The organism is Mucilaginibacter rigui, assembly GCF_014773275.1.
In the GTDB taxonomy this organism is placed as follows: Bacteria; Bacteroidota; Bacteroidia; order Sphingobacteriales; family Sphingobacteriaceae; genus Mucilaginibacter; species Mucilaginibacter rigui_A.
In genome coordinates this window covers 27,103-45,017 of sequence record NZ_JACWMW010000008.1, presented here as the reverse complement: position 1 = coordinate 45,017, position 17,915 = coordinate 27,103, and the positions used below count along the sequence as shown (strand labels likewise).

Below are 17,915 nucleotides of genomic sequence, written 5' to 3'. Positions count from 1 at the left end.
AAAAATAGTAATTATTTATTGGCAATCAATTTTATTTGTAGCTTTTTGCAGTAAGTTCTGAACAACATATAGCGGTAGCTATCGCCACGTTCAATGATTCGGCCTTTCCAATGCGCGGAATGGTGATGGCTTTGGTCACTAATTGCTGAATATCAGGGCGTATGCCGTTACCTTCGTTGCCCATTACCAGCAGCCCTTCGGTGCCAAAATTTGTTGAATAAATGTTATCGCCATTTAATAAAGTACCAAAAACAGGCAGTTTTGCGGCCGATATTAGCCCCGCCAGGTTGGTATACGTAATGTTTACCCGCGCCAACGAACCCATGGTTGCCTGTACAACTTTTGGGTTATAGGCATCAACCGTATCTTCAGAGCAAATGATATTGGTGATGCCAAACCAATCGGCCGTGCGGATAATGGTGCCCAGGTTGCCGGGATCCTGCACACCATCGAGCACCAAACTAAACTTATTTTTTAGTGTTATGTGGTTTAGATCGCCCCATTGCGGTATATTAACGGTTGCAATAGCATCAGCAGGGGTTTTTAAAGCGCTCACCTTTTTCAGGTCGTTTAAAGAAATCTCCTGAAAGTTTATTTTTCGGGATAATTTAAGCAATTTTGGGGCAATGTCAGGCGTGTGATATATGGTATGGATTTGATAATCAGAATCAATAAATTCAGTTATCGATTTGTATCCTTCTACCATAAATAAATCATGTTCCCTGCGAAACTTTTTATGTTGTAAGGACGTTAGTAAACTGATCTGTGATTTTGAAAGCATATAATATACCCGGGCATTTACGTCTTGCAATATTAAGTATTTTAGTGGTTATTATTGGTGCCGGCTGTAGTGTTACGCGCGGGCTAAAAGATAACCAGGCCATTGTGCGCAAAGTTACTATTAAAGGCGTTGATAAAGAATTTGCAGAAGAATCCCTCAATTATATTGATAAAGAGCAACAGCCCAACAACTGGCTTAACCTGCAATTTTATTACCTGTTTAGCCAAAAAGGAAAGCGTAAAATAGGCGAGGCACCCGCCCTGCTGGATAGTAACCTTGTTGAGTTTTCGCGCCTGCAAATACAAAAGTACCTGGTTAACAAAGGTTTTTTGAAAGCTAAAGTAGCCGACTCCATAATTGTTAAAAAGAGAAAAGCTCAACTCATATTTACAGCAAACGAAGGCCCGCTTTTTAAAGTGCGCAATTTTAGGGATAGCATTGCTGACCCTAAAGTGCAGGAGTTATACCGCAGTACGCGTAAGCAATATACACATCTAAACAAAGGCAGCCGTTTTGATACAGATAGCCTTGCTTATGACCGCGACCAGTTTTACCAGGTGATGAAGCGTAACGGTTATTTTGATTTTTACCGCCAGTATATTAACTACCTGCCCGATTCGAGCTTTAACAAAAGTGTTGTTGATGTGGTAATGACCATTGATAACCCGGAAGGAAAAAAAGAACATCCAATTTATACCATCAACAACACCTTAATTACTATTGCCCGTAGTAACGGCCGCACCACTGGCAAGGCCGACACCATACAGGTAGATACGCAATTCAGATTTGTTGATTTTTCTGGCAGGTTTAAACCCCGTACAGCTACCGACTACGTTTTTCAGCGTAAAGGTGAACTGTATGACCTTGATAAGCAAACCCTGACAACCACGCGATTGTCTGAGTTGAATGTGTTCAGAAATGTGCCCAACCCTACATATGAGAAATTATCTGACAGTACCAACCGCCTGAATACAAAAATAGATATAGTGCCTCTTAAACGGATGACAGACCGCGTTGAGGCTGAATTTTTGTTTAACCAGGGTCGCTTTGGTTATAACCTGGGCAACACATTTACCAACCGCAATATTTTTAAACAGGCCGCTATTTTACAGGTTAAACTTAACTGGAGCATCTTGTTCGATAACGGCAACTCGGCAGTAAACGACGGGATACAGAACCAGGATTTCAGGGCCGGGGTGAGCCTTATCTACCCAAGGTTGTTATTGCCCTTTAAATTCCCTAACCTGGCCAAATTTGGGGTGCCACACACCACGTTTTCAACCAACTATCAGCTATTTTATCAAAAAGGGTTAGTGGAGCGTAAAAGCTTTATTAACTCCATTACGTACGACTTTTTTGAAACGGCCCGTAAACAACATTCTGTCACACCCATTAATATCGAATTCTCCAGCGGTAGTATTGACCCTGTTGCCCGGGAGGAATTGTTAAGGCAAAACCGTTATTCGTACGTGTACTTAATTGGGCGCAAAACTTTTACATTAGGTAGCCAATATACGTTTCAATACAATGCTAATGAGTTAAACTCCTACAAAAACTTCATTTATTTTAGAGGCGGATTAGACCTTGGCGGCGGCATACTTAGCCTGTTAAGTAAAGCATTTAATGCTCCAAAAGATACCCTTGGCCAGCGCACCTTGTTTGGTTTCGCCTTTTCGCAATACGTAAAAACTGAGATCGATTACCGCTGGTACCGCAGCCTTGGCGGCGAAAAACAACTCATATTTCGCTTTAACCCGGGTATAGGTATCCCTTACGGTAATAGCGACCAGCTAATATTTGAGAAGAATTTTTATACCGGTGGCGCTAATGATATCCGTGCATGGTTGCCGCGTACCCTTGGCCCCGGGCAGTTTAACCGTGCCAGTTATGGTACTGATGGCAGGGCCGATACCACCCGTGCCCGCTTAAAATACCTCGATCAGTTTGGCGAGATAAAAATGGTGGCCAACCTCGAGTATCGGTATAAGCTTGTTGATAATTTCTTTGGAGCTAAACTAAAAGGGGCAATGTTTATTGACGCCGGTAATGTTTGGCGTTTGCATAAAACGGCTGATAACCCCAACGGTGAGTTTAAGTTCAATAACATACTGCAATCTACTGCAATAGGTATAGGTACGGGTTTAAGGTTCGATCTGGGCTTCTTTATTTTCAGACTGGATGCTGCCTTTAAATTTAAAGACCCGCAGTTTAGCGGAGCAGACCAGTGGGTGTTCATTAAGCACTTTGGCGAAGTATTTGGTAACGGCAGCTTTAAAGAGGCTTACCTCAGGAATAACAAAACAGGTATTGATGCAAGCGGTAAAGTAGTGGGCGATGGCTACAGCTTTATGCAGCTTAACTTTGGTATAGGGTTGCCGTTTTAATTAGTGATTTAACACACGTAATAGTTCATTCACGCGGTTTTTTTGCCCTTATTGTATTGTCACCATCGGTGTTCGGAAGAATAGAGTTGGGGCTAAAGCCCCCTTTCCGGTTTTTTATCCGTCCCATAAATGGGACGGATAGAATGTAAAATCATCAGAATTATCTTGCATTAATCATTGCCGTTGGCTTTAGCTCAACGGATTATAAGCAAAAATTGATAAGGTTTTAGCCAAAATTAGGGGTTTGATTATTTCCGAACACAAGCAACAGCTAAACCCTCTAACTCGCAAATAATCCTTTCAACCCGTCTATAATACTCTGGAAGAATGTTGGTATGCTTAGGCCATTACTATGGTTAAAGTACAGGAATATGCAGAAGATGATGAGCGCGATAATAATAAAGCGTTTAAACAGATACCCCAATAGTATCAACCCTAACGGGATTGATATAAGCAATATCCAGCTTATTTTAACCGGGGTAAGCTTGCTATCGTGCCTGTAAACATAATATAGCATAGAGTGCGTGCCATTATCATTTTCGTGGCGGGCGTACACAAACATCGATTTGTCCAGCTTATGCCTGTAAAAAGCGGTACCTTTATCAAACGTTAACTGTTCGGTAAAGCCGTTTATACTAAAAGCGAAACTACCGTTTACATTCTCCTGGATGTTTTTGGCGGTATCTACCGCTACAATAGCTATCTCGTCTTTAGCAAAAGGGTTTTCTTTTACTACAAAGTGATTGATGGAAATGGTATCCGCAAAGCTAAAAGCGGTAGCGGCTATAAGCAGTAAGCAGGTAAAGAATATTCTTTTCATTTTGGGCACGTAAACGTGCAATAAAAATAGTGTTTTTCTTATTTGTTAAGCACACTAATACTAATGTTTAACAAAGTAGCATAGCTAACCCACAAAAGGTAAGGAACCAGTAACCAGGCAGCAGTTTTACTAAACCGGTTAAACCAGGATATATTAAGGATAATGGTAACCAGCAGGGCAACAATAATAAAAAGCCCGCCCATGATTTGGTGCATGCCAAAAAACACTATTGACCATGAAAAATTAAGCGCCAGTTGTATAACGTAAATTATAGCAGCCGTTTTATAGGTTGATGACCCATCCCTAAGTTTCCAGATTAGGTATGCCGAAACGGCTATAAGAATGTAAAGCGTAGTCCATGCTACGGGGAAAAGCCAGTTAGGCGGGGTAAAGGATGGTTTATTTAAAGTAATATACCACGTTTTAATTTCGGGCCGGGTAAAAATAGATGCCACTACGCCAATAGTCAATGTAATTAAAAGGCTTATGGTAAATGCTAACGGTTGAAATTTATTGCTGGGTAAATTGCTTCTCATAATCTGTTATAAAACTATTTATACTAAAATGTTTTAGATATGATGTTTTATAAAGGTACACAAAAAAGCCAGACAAAAATGTCTGGCTTTTTATCTCAAATCTATTCTTACAGGTTGCCTCTCAGTTCCTGTTCGCGCTCAATGGCTTCAAACAGGGCCTTAAAGTTACCCGCACCGAAGGATTTTGCACCTTTACGCTGTATGATCTCGAAAAACAAGGTGGGGCGGTCTTCAACCGGTTTGGTGAATATCTGTAACAGGTAACCCTCATCGTCGCGGTCAACCAGTATGCCCAGCTTTTTTAGTGGCTCCAGGTCTTCATCAATTTTACCCACACGGGCGGTAAGCTCGTCGTAATAAGTTGTAGGCACGGTTAAAAATTCAACACCGCGGCTTTGCAGGTCGGTAACGGTTTTTACAATATCGGCAGTGGCCAATGCCAAATGCTGCACGCCTTCGCCCTCATAAAACTCCAGGTATTCTTCAATCTGGCTTTTCTTTTTACCCTCGGCAGGTTCATTTATCGGGAATTTTACGTAACCGTTGCCGTTGCTCATTACCTTGCTCATCAGGGCCGAGTACTCGGTCGAGATCATCTTATCATCGAACGTAAGGATGTTGCGGAAACCCATAATATCCTCATAAAAGTTAACCCACTGGTTCATTTTATGCCAACCCACGTTACCTACGCAATGGTCTACATACAGTAACCCTGCAACAGGCGGCTGGTAGGTGGTTTGCATGGCTTTATAACCCGGCAGGAACGGCCCGCTGTAGTTTTTACGTTCGATGAACAGGTGAACGGTTTCACCGTATAATTTTATACCGCTTGTACGTACTTCGCCATGCTCATCTTTAATGGTTTGCGGCTGCTGGTATGGCTCGGCACCACGCTTAGTAGTTTGCTCAAAAGCATCGTAAGCATCATCAACCCAAAGGGCTAATACCTTTACACCGTCGCCATGTTTTTTAATGTGCTCAGCAATAGGATGGTCAGAGTGAAGCGGGGTGGTTAATACCAAACGGATCTTTCCCTGTTGCAAAACGTACGATGCACGGTCGCGCACACCAGTTTCAGGGCCCGAATAAGCCAAATCCTGAAAGCCGAAAGCGGTTTTATAGTAATGGGCGGCCTGTTTGGCGTTACCCACATAAAATTCAACATAATCGGTACCGTTGAGCGGCAAAAAATCTGTGGTAGTTGGTTTTGTATCTAATGTTAATGTTTCCATTGTTTATTTAATTAGTGATTTAGTGAGTTAGCGAATTAGTGATTGCCGTCCCCAAATCCTATGTCTTGATTCTTGTGTCTTACTGTCTTAATTCTCTTAAATCACCCAGCTTTTATAATAATTACCGTCCTCAATATTTACGGCGTCCTCAGTGAGCATCAGCGGGCGGAAGGGGTCAATCATCACAGCCAGTTCATCTGTAAATTCCTTGCCGATAGATTTTTCGACCGAACCTGGTGCAGGGCCGTGTGGTATGCCACCCGGGTGCAGGGTTATCTGGCCTTTTACTACGCTTTTGCGGCTCATAAAGTCGCCGTCTACATAATATAAAACCTCGTCGCTATCTACATTGCTGTGGTTGTATGGTGCAGGGATTGATAATGGGTGGTAATCGAACTTCCGCGGTACAAATGAGCAGATCACAAAGTTGTGGCCCTCAAATGTTTGATGTACAGGTGGTGGTTGATGCACACGGCCTGTTATCGGTTCAAAATCATGGATAGAAAATGCCCATGGATAATGGAAACCATCCCAGCCTACAAAATCGAACGGATGGGTGCCATAAGTGTACGGGTATATAAGCCCCTGTTTTTTGATCAGGATCTTAAAATCGCCTTTTTGGTCGATGGTTTCCAGGTCGGTGGGGCGTTTAATATCGCGCTCGCAATAAGGCGAGTGTTCCATCAATTGGCCATATTCGTTCCGGTAGCGTTTTGGCGCACGGATAGGGCTAAAGCTTTCTACGATGAACAGGCGGTTGTCCTCATTGTCAAATTCCAGCTGGTAAATGGTGCCACGGGGGATGACCAGGTAATCGCCATATTCAAACTTGATTTTCCCGAAACCGGTTTTTAAAGTACCCGAACCAACGTGGATGAAGATCACCTCGTCGGCCTGGCTGTTCTTGTAAAAATAATCGGTCATGCTTTTGCGCGGGGCAGCCAATGATATATGCAGGTCGCTGTTCACCAGCACCGGTTTACGGCTCTTTAAATAGTCATCTTCGGGCTTTATATTAAACCCTATCAGGCTGGTATGTTTAAGATGCTTTTCGCGCGCTATTTTGGGCTCAACCGAATATGGTTCGCCCAGTTCTTTTACGATGGTAGGCGGGTAAGCGTGGTAAACCAGCGAATAAAGACTGGAAAACCCTTCGGTTGAAACCAGTTCTTCGGCATATAAAGTGCCGTCGGGCTTACGGAACTGCGTATGCCGCTTATGCGGGATGGTCCCTAAAGTGTGGTAAACAGGCATGATTTAATTAATTGGTTTATTAAGAACGTTTTAAGCGTTCAAAAAGTTTAAATTATAGGATACCGGGTTGCGTATCGAAATAGTACGATACCACCAATTACTTATAAAAAACGGAATGAAATTAGAATTGCGCCAACGCGATCTTGGAGAGCACAGCATCCCTGAAAGAAGAGGAGTTACTCATAGAAGTAAGCCCAAGGGAAAAGTAAAACTGTTTTTTAATGCTCATCATTGGTATCAAAATTAAGTGTAATAAATTTAATATGCAAGCATAATAGTTGATACAACAAATGCAAAAATGTTTAGTTTTGACAGACCAATAAGCCAATTGTGAATAAAACTAAAGCTACCTTTTTGGGTGTATTGATATGGATTATCATTACTCTAATATTTTCACAACTTAACGCTGCATCAAATGGTGTTTATGTAATAGGATTCCCCTTTTACTTTTTAACCATATTTACCAGTAAATCAGCTATATCTACCGGCTTTCGTTTTGAGGGTGACCTTGTTAAGTTAGCATCTGATCTATTTATTGCATTCGTGTTTATTGTATTGTTGAACATCATATTAATGAAGCTATTCAAATCATCTAAAACCAATTCCGACTTATGAAATTAGTATCCTACAAAACCGAAGACCGGGAGCATTTAGGCATCTATATAAACGGCCATATCTATAATCTAAACTCGTGCGATAAACTGATACCCGATAACATGAATGAATTTTTATGGGGTGGCGAGGAGTTGATGGATCATGCCAAAAAGGTTAACGCTGATATTAAAAGCGGTAAAATAGAAGCTAAAGAGGAACTGTTTTATGAGTTAATAGCCCCCGTGCCACACCCAACATCATGCCGCGATGGGTACGCTTTCAGGCAGCATGTTGCTGCTGCCCGCCGCAACCGCAAGGTAGATATGATTGCCGAGTTTGACCAGTACCCGATTTTTTACTTTACCAACCATAACGCCATACAAGGCCCCGGCGAAATTGAGTGTATGCCCGACCATTTCCAGAAGCTTGATTTTGAACTGGAGGTAGCTGTTGTGCTGAACAAAAAAGGCCGCAACATACGCGCTGCCGAAGCTGATAGCTTTATTGCAGGGTATATGATAATGAACGATATGAGCGCCCGCACCCTGCAAATGGAAGAAATGCTGCTGAACCTTGGCCCGGCCAAAGGCAAAGATTTTTCGACCGTGATTGGCCCATGGCTGGTTACGCCTGATGAATTGGAGCAATACAAAACCACGCCAAAAGAAGGGCACGTAGGGGTTACCTATAACCTGGAAATGAAATGCGTGGTAAACGGCAAGCAAGTTAGCAGCGGCAATATGGCTGACATGGACTGGACCTTCGCCGAGATCATAGAACGCTGTGCCTATGGCTGCGATGTTTTGCCTGGCGATGTGATAGGGTCGGGCACGGTAGGTACCGGCTGCTTTTTGGAACTGAATGGCACCGGCTTGCTTAACGATCCCAACTATCAGCCCCAATGGCTGCAACCTAATGATTTGGTTGAAATGGAAATAACCGGCTTAGGTATGCTGGGTAATATTATTAAAAAGAGTAATGATGATTTTTCAATTTTAGGATTGAAAAAATAAATAAAGTACCGTCATAATAACCATGTCATTGCGAGGATCGTAACGACGTGGCAACCTCAGCATATCCGAATGCCCTGAGAGATTGCCGCGTTATTGTTCGCAATTACATGGTTTGTATACTACACCAACATGCTATCCCTCGAAACAAAAAACCTTACTCCCTTACAGATCCAGGCGTACCTGAACCATGCGGTGGCGCCAAGGCCTATTTGCCTGGCATCAACTGTAGATGCGGAGGGTAATGTAAATCTTAGTCCGTTTAGTTTTTTTAACCTGTTTAGCGTTAACCCGCCGGTGTGCGTGTTTTCGCCATCGCGCAGGGTGAGGGATAATACAACCAAGCATACGCTGGAGAACCTGCAGCAAGTACCCGAGTGTGTAATCAATATTGTAAATTACGATATGGTGCAGCAGGTGTCGCTGTCAAGTGTGGAATACCCGGCGGGCATAAACGAGTTCATTAAAGCGGGATTGACCGAACTGCCGTCCGAGCAGGTGAAACCACCCCGTGTGGTTGAATCGCCTATACAATTGGAATGCGTGGTGAAAGAGATCATCAGCCTGGGCGATACACCCGGTGCCGGTAATTTGGTGATAGCCGAAATAAAGGTTATCCATATCAGCGAGAATATATTGGATGAAGACGGCGCTATTGATCAGTTTAAAACAGACCAGGTGGGGCGACTTGGCGGCGACTGGTACTGCCGCGTTACCGCCGATAACCTGTTTAAAGTAGCAAAGCCGGTGCGTACCATTGGTATCGGGGTTGATTCCATCCCTCATGCCATCCGCAATTCAAAAGTGCTTACCGGGAACAACCTGGGCCAGTTGGGTAATGTGGAAGAATTACCTGCCGATGAGGCCATTGAGACCTACGCGCAAAGCTACGAATTGAAAGAGATCTTCGATGCTACCATCGGCGATAGCCAAACCCGCGAACTGCAGCTGCATTTAAAAGCCAAACAACTGCTTGATGAAGGCAGGGTAGAAGAGGCATGGATGGTGTTGCTGGCGGAGTAATTTAGGATATGTCATGGTGAGATTGTCAAACCATTAGCGAGTTGGTCTGAGTGTTTAGGTCTTCGACAGGCTCAGACTGACAGTGTTATCTTAGAGACGCGATACTTCGCGGGAGACGCAAAGTATTGCGTCTCTGCATTATATTATTTCCCAAACGCATACTGTTTATTTACAACGCTCACCACCGGCGGCAGGTGGTTCTTTTCAAACAGATCGTACCCGGGTTTCATGGTTTTCCAAAACCCGATGTAAGGCGATTTTTCAAACTCTTTCATGTGTTCAGCCGTCATCCTGAACGGAAAAATATCTACATTGATACTGGGTTGCCCTGCCTCAAGCGCTTTGTATGCAAGCGTGTATATTTCTTCAATGGTGGGGTTCGTCATGGCGTAGCAGCCGATGGACGCGCAGTTGCCGTGGATCATGATGGCATCTCCGGTATAGCCCTTTAACCTTTCGAATTTGTTTGGGTAGCCAATATTTATAGCCAGGTGATAATTACTTACCGGGTTTAGCTGTTTGGCGCCAACAGTATAAAAGCCTTCGGGGCTTTTGCCATCACCCCGGCTTATCTTAGTGCCTAAGCCGCCCGAGTAATAGCAGATGCTGTATCGCTTAAACAGCTCATATTTGCTGCCTTTTTTTGCCCATACTTCTATCAGATCAAGCTGTTTGATGATGCGGATATATATTCGGTACCTGCTATCGAATTTTTGTTCCGTTAGTTCTTTCTGAAGCTTTGGCCAGATAGCCTTACGGGCATCGCTCGCGCGTTTGCTATCAGGCAGATCAATTGTGTTTATTGTTGCCAGTAAGGATAACAGCAGTATGAAAAACAGCTTAGGCATCTATCTAAAAATTAGTTTAGATAAATATACCTAAAAAATTAGTTTGAAAGAATAATTAATAAAGTATTCTTTCGACGCGATACTTCATGTTTCCTTTAGATAGGTTTAAATGCCGGAGGGGAGACGCAAAAATATTGCGTCTCTACATTGGAATTGATTATATCCCCAATACCTGTTTCAACTTTACATAACCTGTTTTACTTACCGGGATCTTGGCGCCTGATTTCAGGATGGCCAGGTGGCTGTCTTTCTCGTATGGGTCTAAACGGGTTATTTGCTGTATGGCTATAATGTATGAGCGGTGCACGCGCACAAAATACCTTGGATCGAGCGTTTTCTCGAAAAAGGCCATCGTTTTATTTTTCAGGAAAGCGCCCTCGGCGGTAATTACGCTTACATAATCATCATCGGCTTGCAGGTATTCAACATCCTGCACGGCAATAATTTTTACTTTAGTACCCGTTTTAACCACAATCCGTTCGTTTTGTGCCGGCGATTGCGCGGCAGCCTCAAGCAACGGGTTAGTTTTGGTAACCGGGGTAGGGCCGGCGGGTGCCTGGGCCAGCAGTTTTTCTATGGCTTTATTAAAGCGTTCTTTACTGAAGGGTTTTAAAAGGTAATCAACCGCGTGGGCTTCAAAGGCTTTAATGGCGTACTCATCAAACGCGGTGGCAAATATTACCGCGGGCGGGTTATCTACCAGTTCCAGCATTTCAAAGCCGTTTATTTTTGGCATTTGCACGTCAAGGAATATCAGGTCGGGCTGGTGTTGCTGTATGGCTTTAAGGCCTTCAAAACCATCCCCGCACTCCTGCAAAACCTCTATCAGGGGGAATGCCTGCAAATATTCTTGTACAACCATACGGGCCAAGGGCTCGTCGTCAATAATTAAAGCGCTGATCATAACTGCGGTATTTTTATTATGGTTGTAAATATATTATCATTTGCGTGAGTTTCCATCAAATCATTACGCGCAAATATCAAATAAAGCCTGCGTTGTACTCCGCTTAAGCCAAAACCGGTGCCTTTGCTGCGGCGGCTGGTTTTGGGGTCGTAAGGGTTTTGTATCATAATAATGAGGTACTGGTCCTCAGTTTCAGCACGCACGCTTATGGTAACATCCTCAGTAGTATCATATAACCCAAATTTTATGGCGTTCTCTACCAGGGGTTGTAATAAAAGAGAAGGCAGCATAGATTCGCCGCATTTGTCGTCGCAGCTAATTTCGGTTTGCAGGCGGTGGCCAAAACGTACTTTTTCTATATCCAGGTATAAATTAAGGTGTGTAAGCTCATCTGTTAATGGCACCAAAAGCTGGTCGTCCTTTTTTAAGGTGCCGCGCAAAAAGTCCGACAGTTGGTGTATCATCCTCCTGGCTTCATCGGGCTTAAAGCCTATCAGCGCGTTTATAGAGTTTAAGCTATTAAACAAAAAGTGGGGTTGAAGCTGCTGGCGCAGGTTATACAGTTCGGCATCGCGGGCCAGTTTCTCGGCTTCTGTTTTACGTTCTTCGGTACGTTTATGATCCAGTTGAGTATACCATAAAGCACTGATCATGGCCATCCAGCCAATGGCCAGGAACAGCGTGAAAAAGCGGATAACTAATGATTGCTGCAGGAAGTTAAAATACACCTGCCCCATATTAAACAAAGGCAAAATATACCGGCAACCGGCAATACAGGCGGCGGCAAGTGCGGCGCACCATATCAGCAGGTAAACGTAGCTTTCTTTATCGGGTTGGTAATAGCGCAGGTTATTGTTAATGAGCCAGCATGCGCCCGATAGCAGTACGGCGCTCATGGCGCTGTCTGTAACAGCCGTAGACCATACAAAGCCAAAACTATGTATGATATAGGCTTGCAGGCAGGCCCAAACCAGCCCGCAGACCAGGAAAGCCCCAATTAATTTTGAATGTGATAATTGTGATGCAGCCAAAGCTTTTTATTTAAGGTGATGTTTAGTTTTTTGCACCCAGCAGGGCGCTTTTATGATGTGCCCAGGCTATGTAAAGGTCCGGGTTCTCAGCTTCATGTATATTGTAATATAATTCGGTGCCATCGGTTAGGCCGCTTAATACGTTAAGCTCGGCAACATCAATAAATTGCCATTTAACGGTTTGCTTTTGTACGTTTAAAAAGCTGTCCTGGTTGGCGTGGCCAATGGTGCTTGCTTTTTCGTATGCCTGTATCTCGGTTTCGGCATGTATAAGGCGCAACTGCTCATCAAACTGTGCGTTGTGGTCGCCGCTGCCGCTTATTACCCTGAACACTAATTTTGCTACGTACCAGTTCATAACTTGTGTCTCCTTTTAAATTATATTGATAGTAATTGAAATGGATGTTGTTATTAATAGCTGCGGATATCAACCCCCGCAAACATCGATACACCTTTTAGTACCAGTACCTTATCGGTAGTATTTGCCAGTGTAGTTTTTATACGTTTATCGTCAACCCCGGCAAATACGGCAGCCAGATCAGGTATTACGTGCCAGTTGGCAGGTACAATAAGTTTAGTGCCGCCAAACATCTGGGTAATATCAATAACCACACGTCCGTGTATGTCGGCCTGTGTAAAATCAAGCTCGGTGCCGCCAAATACGTTAGTGATATCGCCCCCCTGGAAGTTTTTTGACAGGATGGTTTTATTAACCCCGCCAAATACGGCAGTGGCGTTCAGGTAATCATCTTGTGATGGTGGGGGAGGCATGCTGCCTATAGGCTCAGCTGTATTCGCCTCTGTGCCTTCGGTATCAAAGTTTGCTAATGGCTTTTCGCCGCTGTAGGGGTTGGCCTTGTATTTTTTGTCCCAGTAATCGGCGTTTTGTACAGTGGGTTCATTCCTTTTTCTCAGGATGATCCATACACCAAAGGCAATAAGCATTACCGGCCAAATGATGTCGCTAACGTCAAAATTGGGGATGGCATCGTCAAGTAAGTTGCCTAAACCTATGATGACCAGTATAAACCAGAATGGCTTACGGAAGTTATATTTGGCGCCATAATACATGCCCCAAATGATGAGCAGGATTGGCCAGCTGAACAACCAGTGTGGGAAAAAGAACAGGTTGAATTGTTTAAGGAGCAGTACACCGCCTACTGCCAATAGGATTACCCCGGCTAAAACCTTGTTTTTTGGGGTGCGGTTTATATCGTTTATATGATTAGACATGGTATTCTTCTATTTAAATCTTAACCAAAACTAACGTAAGATTACAGATATGCAAATGTATTATTGGCAATAGCGTTAAACAAGTCGGTAAGGGGGTGTAAATTGTCGGTGAAAAATTAGGTTGGGGGAATGTAGCATTTGTAGAGACGCGATACTTCGCGTCTCCATGAGGACGGTAATGCATACGCTATCTGCCTGAAATGTTTATTAAGACGCGAAGTATCGCGTCTCTACGGTTTGTAAAAGTTTTCAAAGCTTCTGCCATCCCGTTCCCATTTATCGGGGTTATTATAGGTATACTCTTGTATATTTAAATATTCTTTGTGATCTCTGATAACCCTATCGTAGTAACGGGGTTGCCAGGTAAAATCAATATTATTAAGCATCGCATATTGTTTTACCGACGATTTGTACCCTCTGATTATAGAAGCTAAATTTTTTGATTGAGCCCCGGCCTTATTTACTTCCCAGGTTATTTTATCTGGCTTATTGATGAATAATATCCCATGGATATGATCGGGCATAATTATAAATTCATCTAATTCTACATATGGATGAAATTCAGGGATTTTCAACCAATTAGCGTAAGCTATATCGGCAATATGTGTCTTTTGTAATGATGTGATGCCTTGCAGATCTGTTTCAATTTCCCCAAAATATGTGACGCGATCTTTTGTACAAATGGGTACAAAATATAAAGCATGAGAACCGTAGTCCCAGCCCTTTAGCCTGGCTGGCGGTACCCGGTATTTATCTTTGTATTTATCTTCCATTTTGCGATATGGACGCAATATGATCCATTTTTTGCTGTAGAGACGCGATACTTCGCGTCTTTAATGAATATGCTTTAATGCATTATTTATTATCGTCCTAAAGGAGACGCGAAGTATCGCGTCTCTACGATTGAATATTGTGTAATGAATGGTTCGGCATCGTCCTAAAGGAGACGCGAAGTATCGCGTCTCTACGATATTAACCTTACACCGCCGGTTCCTGCTGACTAAGGCAATGGAAACTCCCCAAACCCCAGATAATATCTGTTGAATCGATACCTACAACCTTCCTGTCGGGGAAGCAGCCTTGTATAATATCCAATGCTTTATCATCATGATGCGAGCGGAAGGTAGGCACTACTACAGCGGCATTGCCAATATAAAAGTTGGCGTATGAGGCAGGCAGGCGCTGATCATCATATATCACCGGCTCGGGCATGGGCAGTTCAACAATATTGAGTTGCTTGCCATTTAGCAGGCGCATGGTTTTCAGGGTTTGCAGGTTCTCCTGCAGCAGGTGGTAGTTCTCGTCGTTTTTGTTGTGCTCAACCACGGTAACCACGGTATCGGTATTTACAAAACGGGTAATATCATCAATGTGGCCATCGGTATCATCGCCAACAATGCCATCGCCCAGCCACAATATCTGCTCCACACCGTAGTAGTTTTGCAGGTATTCTTCAATTTGTTGCTGGTTTAAATGTGGGTTGCGGTTTTTATTGAGCAGACAGGCTGTAGTGGTTAGCAAAGTGCCCGCGCCGTTAAAATCAACTGATCCACCTTCCATTACAATACCGGGGTGATACACCGGCAGGTTAAATTGTTTGCCAATTTTTGTAGGGATAATATCATCCAGGTCGTACGGAGGGTATTTGTCGCCCCAGGCGTTGTAGCCCCAGTCAACAATTACTTTTTCCTTAGTTTCATAATTCACTAAAAACGCAGGACCATGATCACGACACCAGGCGTCATTTGTACCGAACTCAAAAAACTCAACCTTGCTCAGGTCGGCACCAACAGCTTGTAGCTGCTGTTTGGCAAAGGCCGCCATCTGCTCATCAACCACGTTGATACGCACGATCTCGCCTTCGGTAAGCACTTTGATGAACTCGGCGTACTTGCCGTATATCATGCCCAGTTTACCCGGCCACGAAGCCTCCTTATGCGGCCAGCTTAGCCATGTAGCGGTGTGCTTGGCCCATTCGGCAGGGAAGTGGAACCCGGTAGGTAGGTTTGATTGTTGGCTCATGGTGGTGTTATCTATAATAAAACCGTCATTGCGAGGTACGAAGCAATCTCTTTAGGATATTTGTACACCTTGCATGAAGGGCATGCTTAAAGAGATTGCTTCGTGCCTCGCAATGACGCGTGGGAGTGATGTCGGTTATTTAATCGTTATCTAATAAACGTTTTGTTATCGGTTGATATGAATCTATGCGGCGGTCACGTAAAAATGGCCAGTGGCTGCGGTAGTAATCAGACTGATCCAGGTCAAGCTCCTTAACAATCACCTCTTCCTGCTCAACCGTGGTTTGGTGCAAAACCTCGCCAAACGGATCGGCAAAGAACGAGCCCCCCCAAAATTTAACGCCGGCTTCTTCGCCAACACGGTTAACGCTTACCACGTGTACGCCATTGGCAACAGCGTGGCTGCGCTGTATGGTTTGCCATGCATTGTATTGTTTAACGTTGGTGGCTTCGTCCTGCGTGGTTGCCCAGCCAATAGCGGTTGGATAAAATAAGATCTCGGCACCCATTAAAGCGGTGATACGGGCTGCCTCAGGGTACCATTGGTCCCAGCAGATGAGCACACCTATGGTAGCAAATTTGGTTTTGAAAACCTTGTAACCCAAATCACCGGGGGTGAAGTAAAATTTCTCGTAAAAGCCCGGGTCATCAGGGATATGCATTTTGCGGTATTTGCCCAGGTAGCTGCCATCGGCATCTAAAACGGCTGTGGTATTGTGGTAAACGCCTTGCGCGCGTTTCTCAAATAATGAGGCTATGATCACCACACCCAGTTCGCCCGCTACTTTTTGCAAAGCATCGGTTGATGGGCCGGGGATAGCTTCGGCCAGTTTAAAGTTATCGTAATCTTCTACATCGCAAAAATACAACGATGTAAAAAGTTCCTGTAAGCAAACTATCTGCGCGCCTTTAGCGGCAGCTTCGCGTACTTTAACAATAGCCTTGTCCAGGTTTTCCTGTTTATTTGCCGTGCAGGTCATTTGCACTATACCAACATTTACCTTACCCATTTGATACAAATTTTGCGCAAATTTACCCTTTTTTTAGAGATTACAGAATAGCGATTGAAGGTTAGTTAAGTTCAGCCACTCATACAATTGTAAACTTTTTTACCCTATAATTAAATAAGCTTTGTAAAACAACTGTTAAGATTTGTTAACTAAATAGCACCCGCAAATCAACTAATCACTAATTTATTACCTTTGCACCCGAATGAAAGACTTAGCACAAGCCGAGGAAGACGAAGCGCAGGAACTGGTTGCCCCTAAAACCTGGAAACAACGTTTATGGAGTATTACAAAGGTGGTACTTAAATTCGCGGTTACAGTAGCATTGTTGTACTATGTATTTAGCAAAGTGCCTTTGCAAAAGGTAAAATTAAGGCTGATGCATGCCAATTACTGGTGGATGTTTGCTGCATTAGTTTGCTTTTTCGCTTCTATTGTTATGTCGTCGTGGCGGTTATCAAGCTTCTTTAAATCTATCAAACTAAAGCTCGACCCACGTTTTAACTTTCGTTTATACCTGTTGGGCTTATTCTATAATTTCCTGCTTCCGGGTGGCATTGGCGGCGATGGATATAAAATTTACCTGCTGAATAAAAACTATAAACTGCCCGCTAAAAAAGTGTTCTGGGCCATTATGTTTGATAGGCTAAGCGGCCTTTGGGCTATCGGGCTTATAACGGTAATGCTGATATTTTTGATCCCGCAGATAGATGTGCATATCGGTATCCCACTGGGTATTTTTATAACCGCATCAGCCATCTACTATTTTGTGGCTTACAAGTTTTTTAGGGATTACACCCATTATTTTTGGCAGGCGCATTTAAAGGCAGTAGCAGTACAAGCGTTACAGGTAACTGCTATTGTATTTATCCTTTTCGGCCAGGATTTTACCGGCAAGTTCTCACCTTACTTGTTGTCGTTCCTTATTTCGGCATTGGCCACTATTATCCCTATAAGTGTGGGCGGCGCGGGCATTCGCGAAACTGTTTTTCAGCAGTTATCAAGGGTTTTTCCTATGGATATTGATCTGGCAGTTTTCCTGCCCATCTCTTTTTACCTTATCTCTATTATTGTGGCTTTGTCGGGCGTTTATTATGTGCTTCGCCCAAGCCGGTTGGAAGAGGGCTTGCCTAAAACGGAAGATAATTTGGAAATTAAATAGTTTTTTGATATTTAATTCTTTTCATGTTTTCCCCCTCGTAATAAAAGGTAATAATTATGCAATTTTGCTGATGCA

General features: G+C 43.5%; 19 protein-coding genes. 6 read left to right on the top strand and 13 right to left on the bottom strand.

Going from position 1 to position 17,915, the window contains the following annotated elements; translation table 11 throughout:
* Window positions 1–31: 31 nt before the first annotated feature.
* Window positions 32–781 (bottom strand): TrmH family RNA methyltransferase, encoded by a 750-nt coding sequence (locus IDJ75_RS20695; protein WP_191177569.1) that lies wholly within the window; start codon window positions 779–781, stop codon window positions 32–34.
* Here IDJ75_RS20695 and tamL point away from each other — a divergent pair.
* Window positions 772–3,165: a translocation and assembly module lipoprotein TamL gene (gene tamL / locus IDJ75_RS20690; protein ID WP_191177568.1), complete on the top strand. Its 2,394-nt coding sequence runs from the start codon at window positions 772–774 to the stop codon at window positions 3,163–3,165. The genes IDJ75_RS20695 and tamL overlap by 10 nt on opposite strands.
* Before the next feature lie 280 nt (window positions 3,166–3,445).
* On the opposite strand, the gene IDJ75_RS20685 is transcribed toward tamL, so the two are convergent.
* The 4 genes from IDJ75_RS20685 to IDJ75_RS20670 all read right to left on the bottom strand — a co-directional run bounded on the left by IDJ75_RS20685 (window position 3,446) and on the right by IDJ75_RS20670 (window position 7,007).
* Window positions 3,446–3,985: a hypothetical protein gene (locus IDJ75_RS20685; RefSeq protein WP_191177567.1), complete on the bottom strand. Its 540-nt coding sequence runs from the start codon at window positions 3,983–3,985 to the stop codon at window positions 3,446–3,448.
* Window positions 3,986–4,023: 38 nt separating this feature from the next.
* On the bottom strand, window positions 4,024–4,521 hold the full coding sequence (locus IDJ75_RS20680; RefSeq protein WP_191177566.1) for a TspO/MBR family protein: 498 nt from the start codon (window positions 4,519–4,521) through the stop codon (window positions 4,024–4,026).
* 107 nt (window positions 4,522–4,628) lie between these two features.
* Window positions 4,629–5,753 carry a 4-hydroxyphenylpyruvate dioxygenase gene (gene hppD, locus IDJ75_RS20675; RefSeq protein ID WP_191177565.1) on the bottom strand — a complete coding sequence of 375 codons (1,125 nt, stop codon included), beginning with the start codon at window positions 5,751–5,753 and terminating at the stop codon, window positions 4,629–4,631.
* Window positions 5,754–5,849: 96 nt separating this feature from the next.
* The gene (locus IDJ75_RS20670) at window positions 5,850–7,007 is read right to left on the bottom strand and encodes a homogentisate 1,2-dioxygenase (protein ID WP_191177564.1); all 1,158 of its coding nucleotides are present in this window, start codon (window positions 7,005–7,007) and stop codon (window positions 5,850–5,852) included.
* Between the two features lie 115 nt (window positions 7,008–7,122).
* On the opposite strand from IDJ75_RS20670, the gene IDJ75_RS21355 reads away from it, so the two are divergent.
* The 4 genes from IDJ75_RS21355 to IDJ75_RS20655 all read left to right on the top strand — a co-directional run bounded on the left by IDJ75_RS21355 (window position 7,123) and on the right by IDJ75_RS20655 (window position 9,634).
* Window positions 7,123–7,254 (top strand): hypothetical protein, encoded by a 132-nt coding sequence (locus IDJ75_RS21355; protein ID WP_262892115.1) that lies wholly within the window; start codon window positions 7,123–7,125, stop codon window positions 7,252–7,254.
* Between the two features lie 83 nt (window positions 7,255–7,337).
* Window positions 7,338–7,622 carry a hypothetical protein gene (locus IDJ75_RS20665; protein ID WP_191177563.1) on the top strand — a complete coding sequence of 95 codons (285 nt, stop codon included), beginning with the start codon at window positions 7,338–7,340 and terminating at the stop codon, window positions 7,620–7,622.
* Window positions 7,619–8,614, top strand: coding sequence for a fumarylacetoacetate hydrolase family protein (locus tag IDJ75_RS20660; RefSeq protein WP_191177562.1), 996 nt, complete (start codon window positions 7,619–7,621; stop codon window positions 8,612–8,614). Before IDJ75_RS20665 ends, IDJ75_RS20660 begins: the two co-directional genes overlap by 4 nt.
* Before the next feature lie 129 nt (window positions 8,615–8,743).
* Entirely contained in the window at window positions 8,744–9,634 is an 891-nt protein-coding gene (locus tag IDJ75_RS20655; RefSeq protein WP_191177561.1) for a flavin reductase family protein, read from the top strand.
* A 143-nt stretch (window positions 9,635–9,777) separates the two neighbouring features.
* On the opposite strand, the gene IDJ75_RS20650 is transcribed toward IDJ75_RS20655, so the two are convergent.
* From IDJ75_RS20650 to IDJ75_RS20615, 8 genes are all read right to left on the bottom strand, one after another.
* Entirely contained in the window at window positions 9,778–10,482 is a 705-nt protein-coding gene (locus tag IDJ75_RS20650; RefSeq protein WP_191177560.1) for a L,D-transpeptidase family protein, read from the bottom strand.
* A gap of 157 nt (window positions 10,483–10,639) precedes the next feature.
* On the bottom strand, window positions 10,640–11,386 hold the full coding sequence (locus tag IDJ75_RS20645; RefSeq protein WP_191177559.1) for a LytR/AlgR family response regulator transcription factor: 747 nt from the start codon (window positions 11,384–11,386) through the stop codon (window positions 10,640–10,642).
* The gene (locus IDJ75_RS20640; protein ID WP_224746699.1) at window positions 11,383–12,417 is read right to left on the bottom strand and encodes a sensor histidine kinase; all 1,035 of its coding nucleotides are present in this window, start codon (window positions 12,415–12,417) and stop codon (window positions 11,383–11,385) included. Before IDJ75_RS20640 ends, IDJ75_RS20645 begins: the two co-directional genes overlap by 4 nt.
* Window positions 12,418–12,439: 22 nt before the next feature.
* A complete protein-coding gene (locus tag IDJ75_RS20635) occupies window positions 12,440–12,775 on the bottom strand; it encodes a DUF4288 domain-containing protein (protein ID WP_191177558.1) in 336 nt (111 codons plus the stop codon).
* Window positions 12,776–12,828: 53 nt separating this feature from the next.
* Window positions 12,829–13,650, bottom strand: coding sequence for a LiaF transmembrane domain-containing protein (locus IDJ75_RS20630; protein ID WP_191177557.1), 822 nt, complete (start codon window positions 13,648–13,650; stop codon window positions 12,829–12,831).
* Between the two features lie 230 nt (window positions 13,651–13,880).
* Window positions 13,881–14,423 carry a transposase gene (locus IDJ75_RS20625; RefSeq protein WP_191177556.1) on the bottom strand — a complete coding sequence of 181 codons (543 nt, stop codon included), beginning with the start codon at window positions 14,421–14,423 and terminating at the stop codon, window positions 13,881–13,883.
* Window positions 14,424–14,628: 205 nt separating this feature from the next.
* Window positions 14,629–15,672, bottom strand: coding sequence for an agmatine deiminase family protein (locus tag IDJ75_RS20620; protein WP_191177555.1), 1,044 nt, complete (start codon window positions 15,670–15,672; stop codon window positions 14,629–14,631).
* Between the two features lie 139 nt (window positions 15,673–15,811).
* The gene (locus IDJ75_RS20615; protein WP_191177554.1) at window positions 15,812–16,681 is read right to left on the bottom strand and encodes a carbon-nitrogen hydrolase; all 870 of its coding nucleotides are present in this window, start codon (window positions 16,679–16,681) and stop codon (window positions 15,812–15,814) included.
* A gap of 202 nt (window positions 16,682–16,883) precedes the next feature.
* Between IDJ75_RS20615 and IDJ75_RS20610 the strand changes: the two genes are divergently transcribed.
* A complete protein-coding gene (locus tag IDJ75_RS20610) occupies window positions 16,884–17,840 on the top strand; it encodes a lysylphosphatidylglycerol synthase transmembrane domain-containing protein (protein WP_191177553.1) in 957 nt (318 codons plus the stop codon).
* Window positions 17,841–17,915: the final 75 nt, after the last annotated feature.

Bases quoted from the DNA above. Each gene is read 5' to 3' on its own strand.
- IDJ75_RS20695 (WP_191177569.1), bottom strand. From the start codon at position 781: ATGCTTTCAAAATCACAGATCAGTTTACTAACGTCCTTACAACATAAA.
- IDJ75_RS20685 (WP_191177567.1), bottom strand. From the start codon at position 3,985: ATGAAAAGAATATTCTTTACCTGCTTACTGCTTATAGCCGCTACCGCT.
- IDJ75_RS20680 (WP_191177566.1), bottom strand. From the start codon at position 4,521: ATGAGAAGCAATTTACCCAGCAATAAATTTCAACCGTTAGCATTTACC.
- hppD (WP_191177565.1), bottom strand. From the start codon at position 5,753: ATGGAAACATTAACATTAGATACAAAACCAACTACCACAGATTTTTTG.
- IDJ75_RS20670 (WP_191177564.1), bottom strand. From the start codon at position 7,007: ATGCCTGTTTACCACACTTTAGGGACCATCCCGCATAAGCGGCATACG.
- IDJ75_RS21355 (WP_262892115.1), top strand. From the start codon at position 7,123: ATGAAATTAGAATTGCGCCAACGCGATCTTGGAGAGCACAGCATCCCT.
- IDJ75_RS20660 (WP_191177562.1), top strand. From the start codon at position 7,619: ATGAAATTAGTATCCTACAAAACCGAAGACCGGGAGCATTTAGGCATC.
- IDJ75_RS20655 (WP_191177561.1), top strand. From the start codon at position 8,744: ATGCTATCCCTCGAAACAAAAAACCTTACTCCCTTACAGATCCAGGCG.
- IDJ75_RS20650 (WP_191177560.1), bottom strand. From the start codon at position 10,482: ATGCCTAAGCTGTTTTTCATACTGCTGTTATCCTTACTGGCAACAATA.
- IDJ75_RS20645 (WP_191177559.1), bottom strand. From the start codon at position 11,386: ATGATCAGCGCTTTAATTATTGACGACGAGCCCTTGGCCCGTATGGTT.
- IDJ75_RS20635 (WP_191177558.1), bottom strand. From the start codon at position 12,775: ATGAACTGGTACGTAGCAAAATTAGTGTTCAGGGTAATAAGCGGCAGC.
- IDJ75_RS20630 (WP_191177557.1), bottom strand. From the start codon at position 13,650: ATGTCTAATCATATAAACGATATAAACCGCACCCCAAAAAACAAGGTT.
- IDJ75_RS20625 (WP_191177556.1), bottom strand. From the start codon at position 14,423: ATGGAAGATAAATACAAAGATAAATACCGGGTACCGCCAGCCAGGCTA.
- IDJ75_RS20620 (WP_191177555.1), bottom strand. From the start codon at position 15,672: ATGAGCCAACAATCAAACCTACCTACCGGGTTCCACTTCCCTGCCGAA.
- IDJ75_RS20615 (WP_191177554.1), bottom strand. From the start codon at position 16,681: ATGGGTAAGGTAAATGTTGGTATAGTGCAAATGACCTGCACGGCAAAT.
- IDJ75_RS20610 (WP_191177553.1), top strand. From the start codon at position 16,884: ATGAAAGACTTAGCACAAGCCGAGGAAGACGAAGCGCAGGAACTGGTT.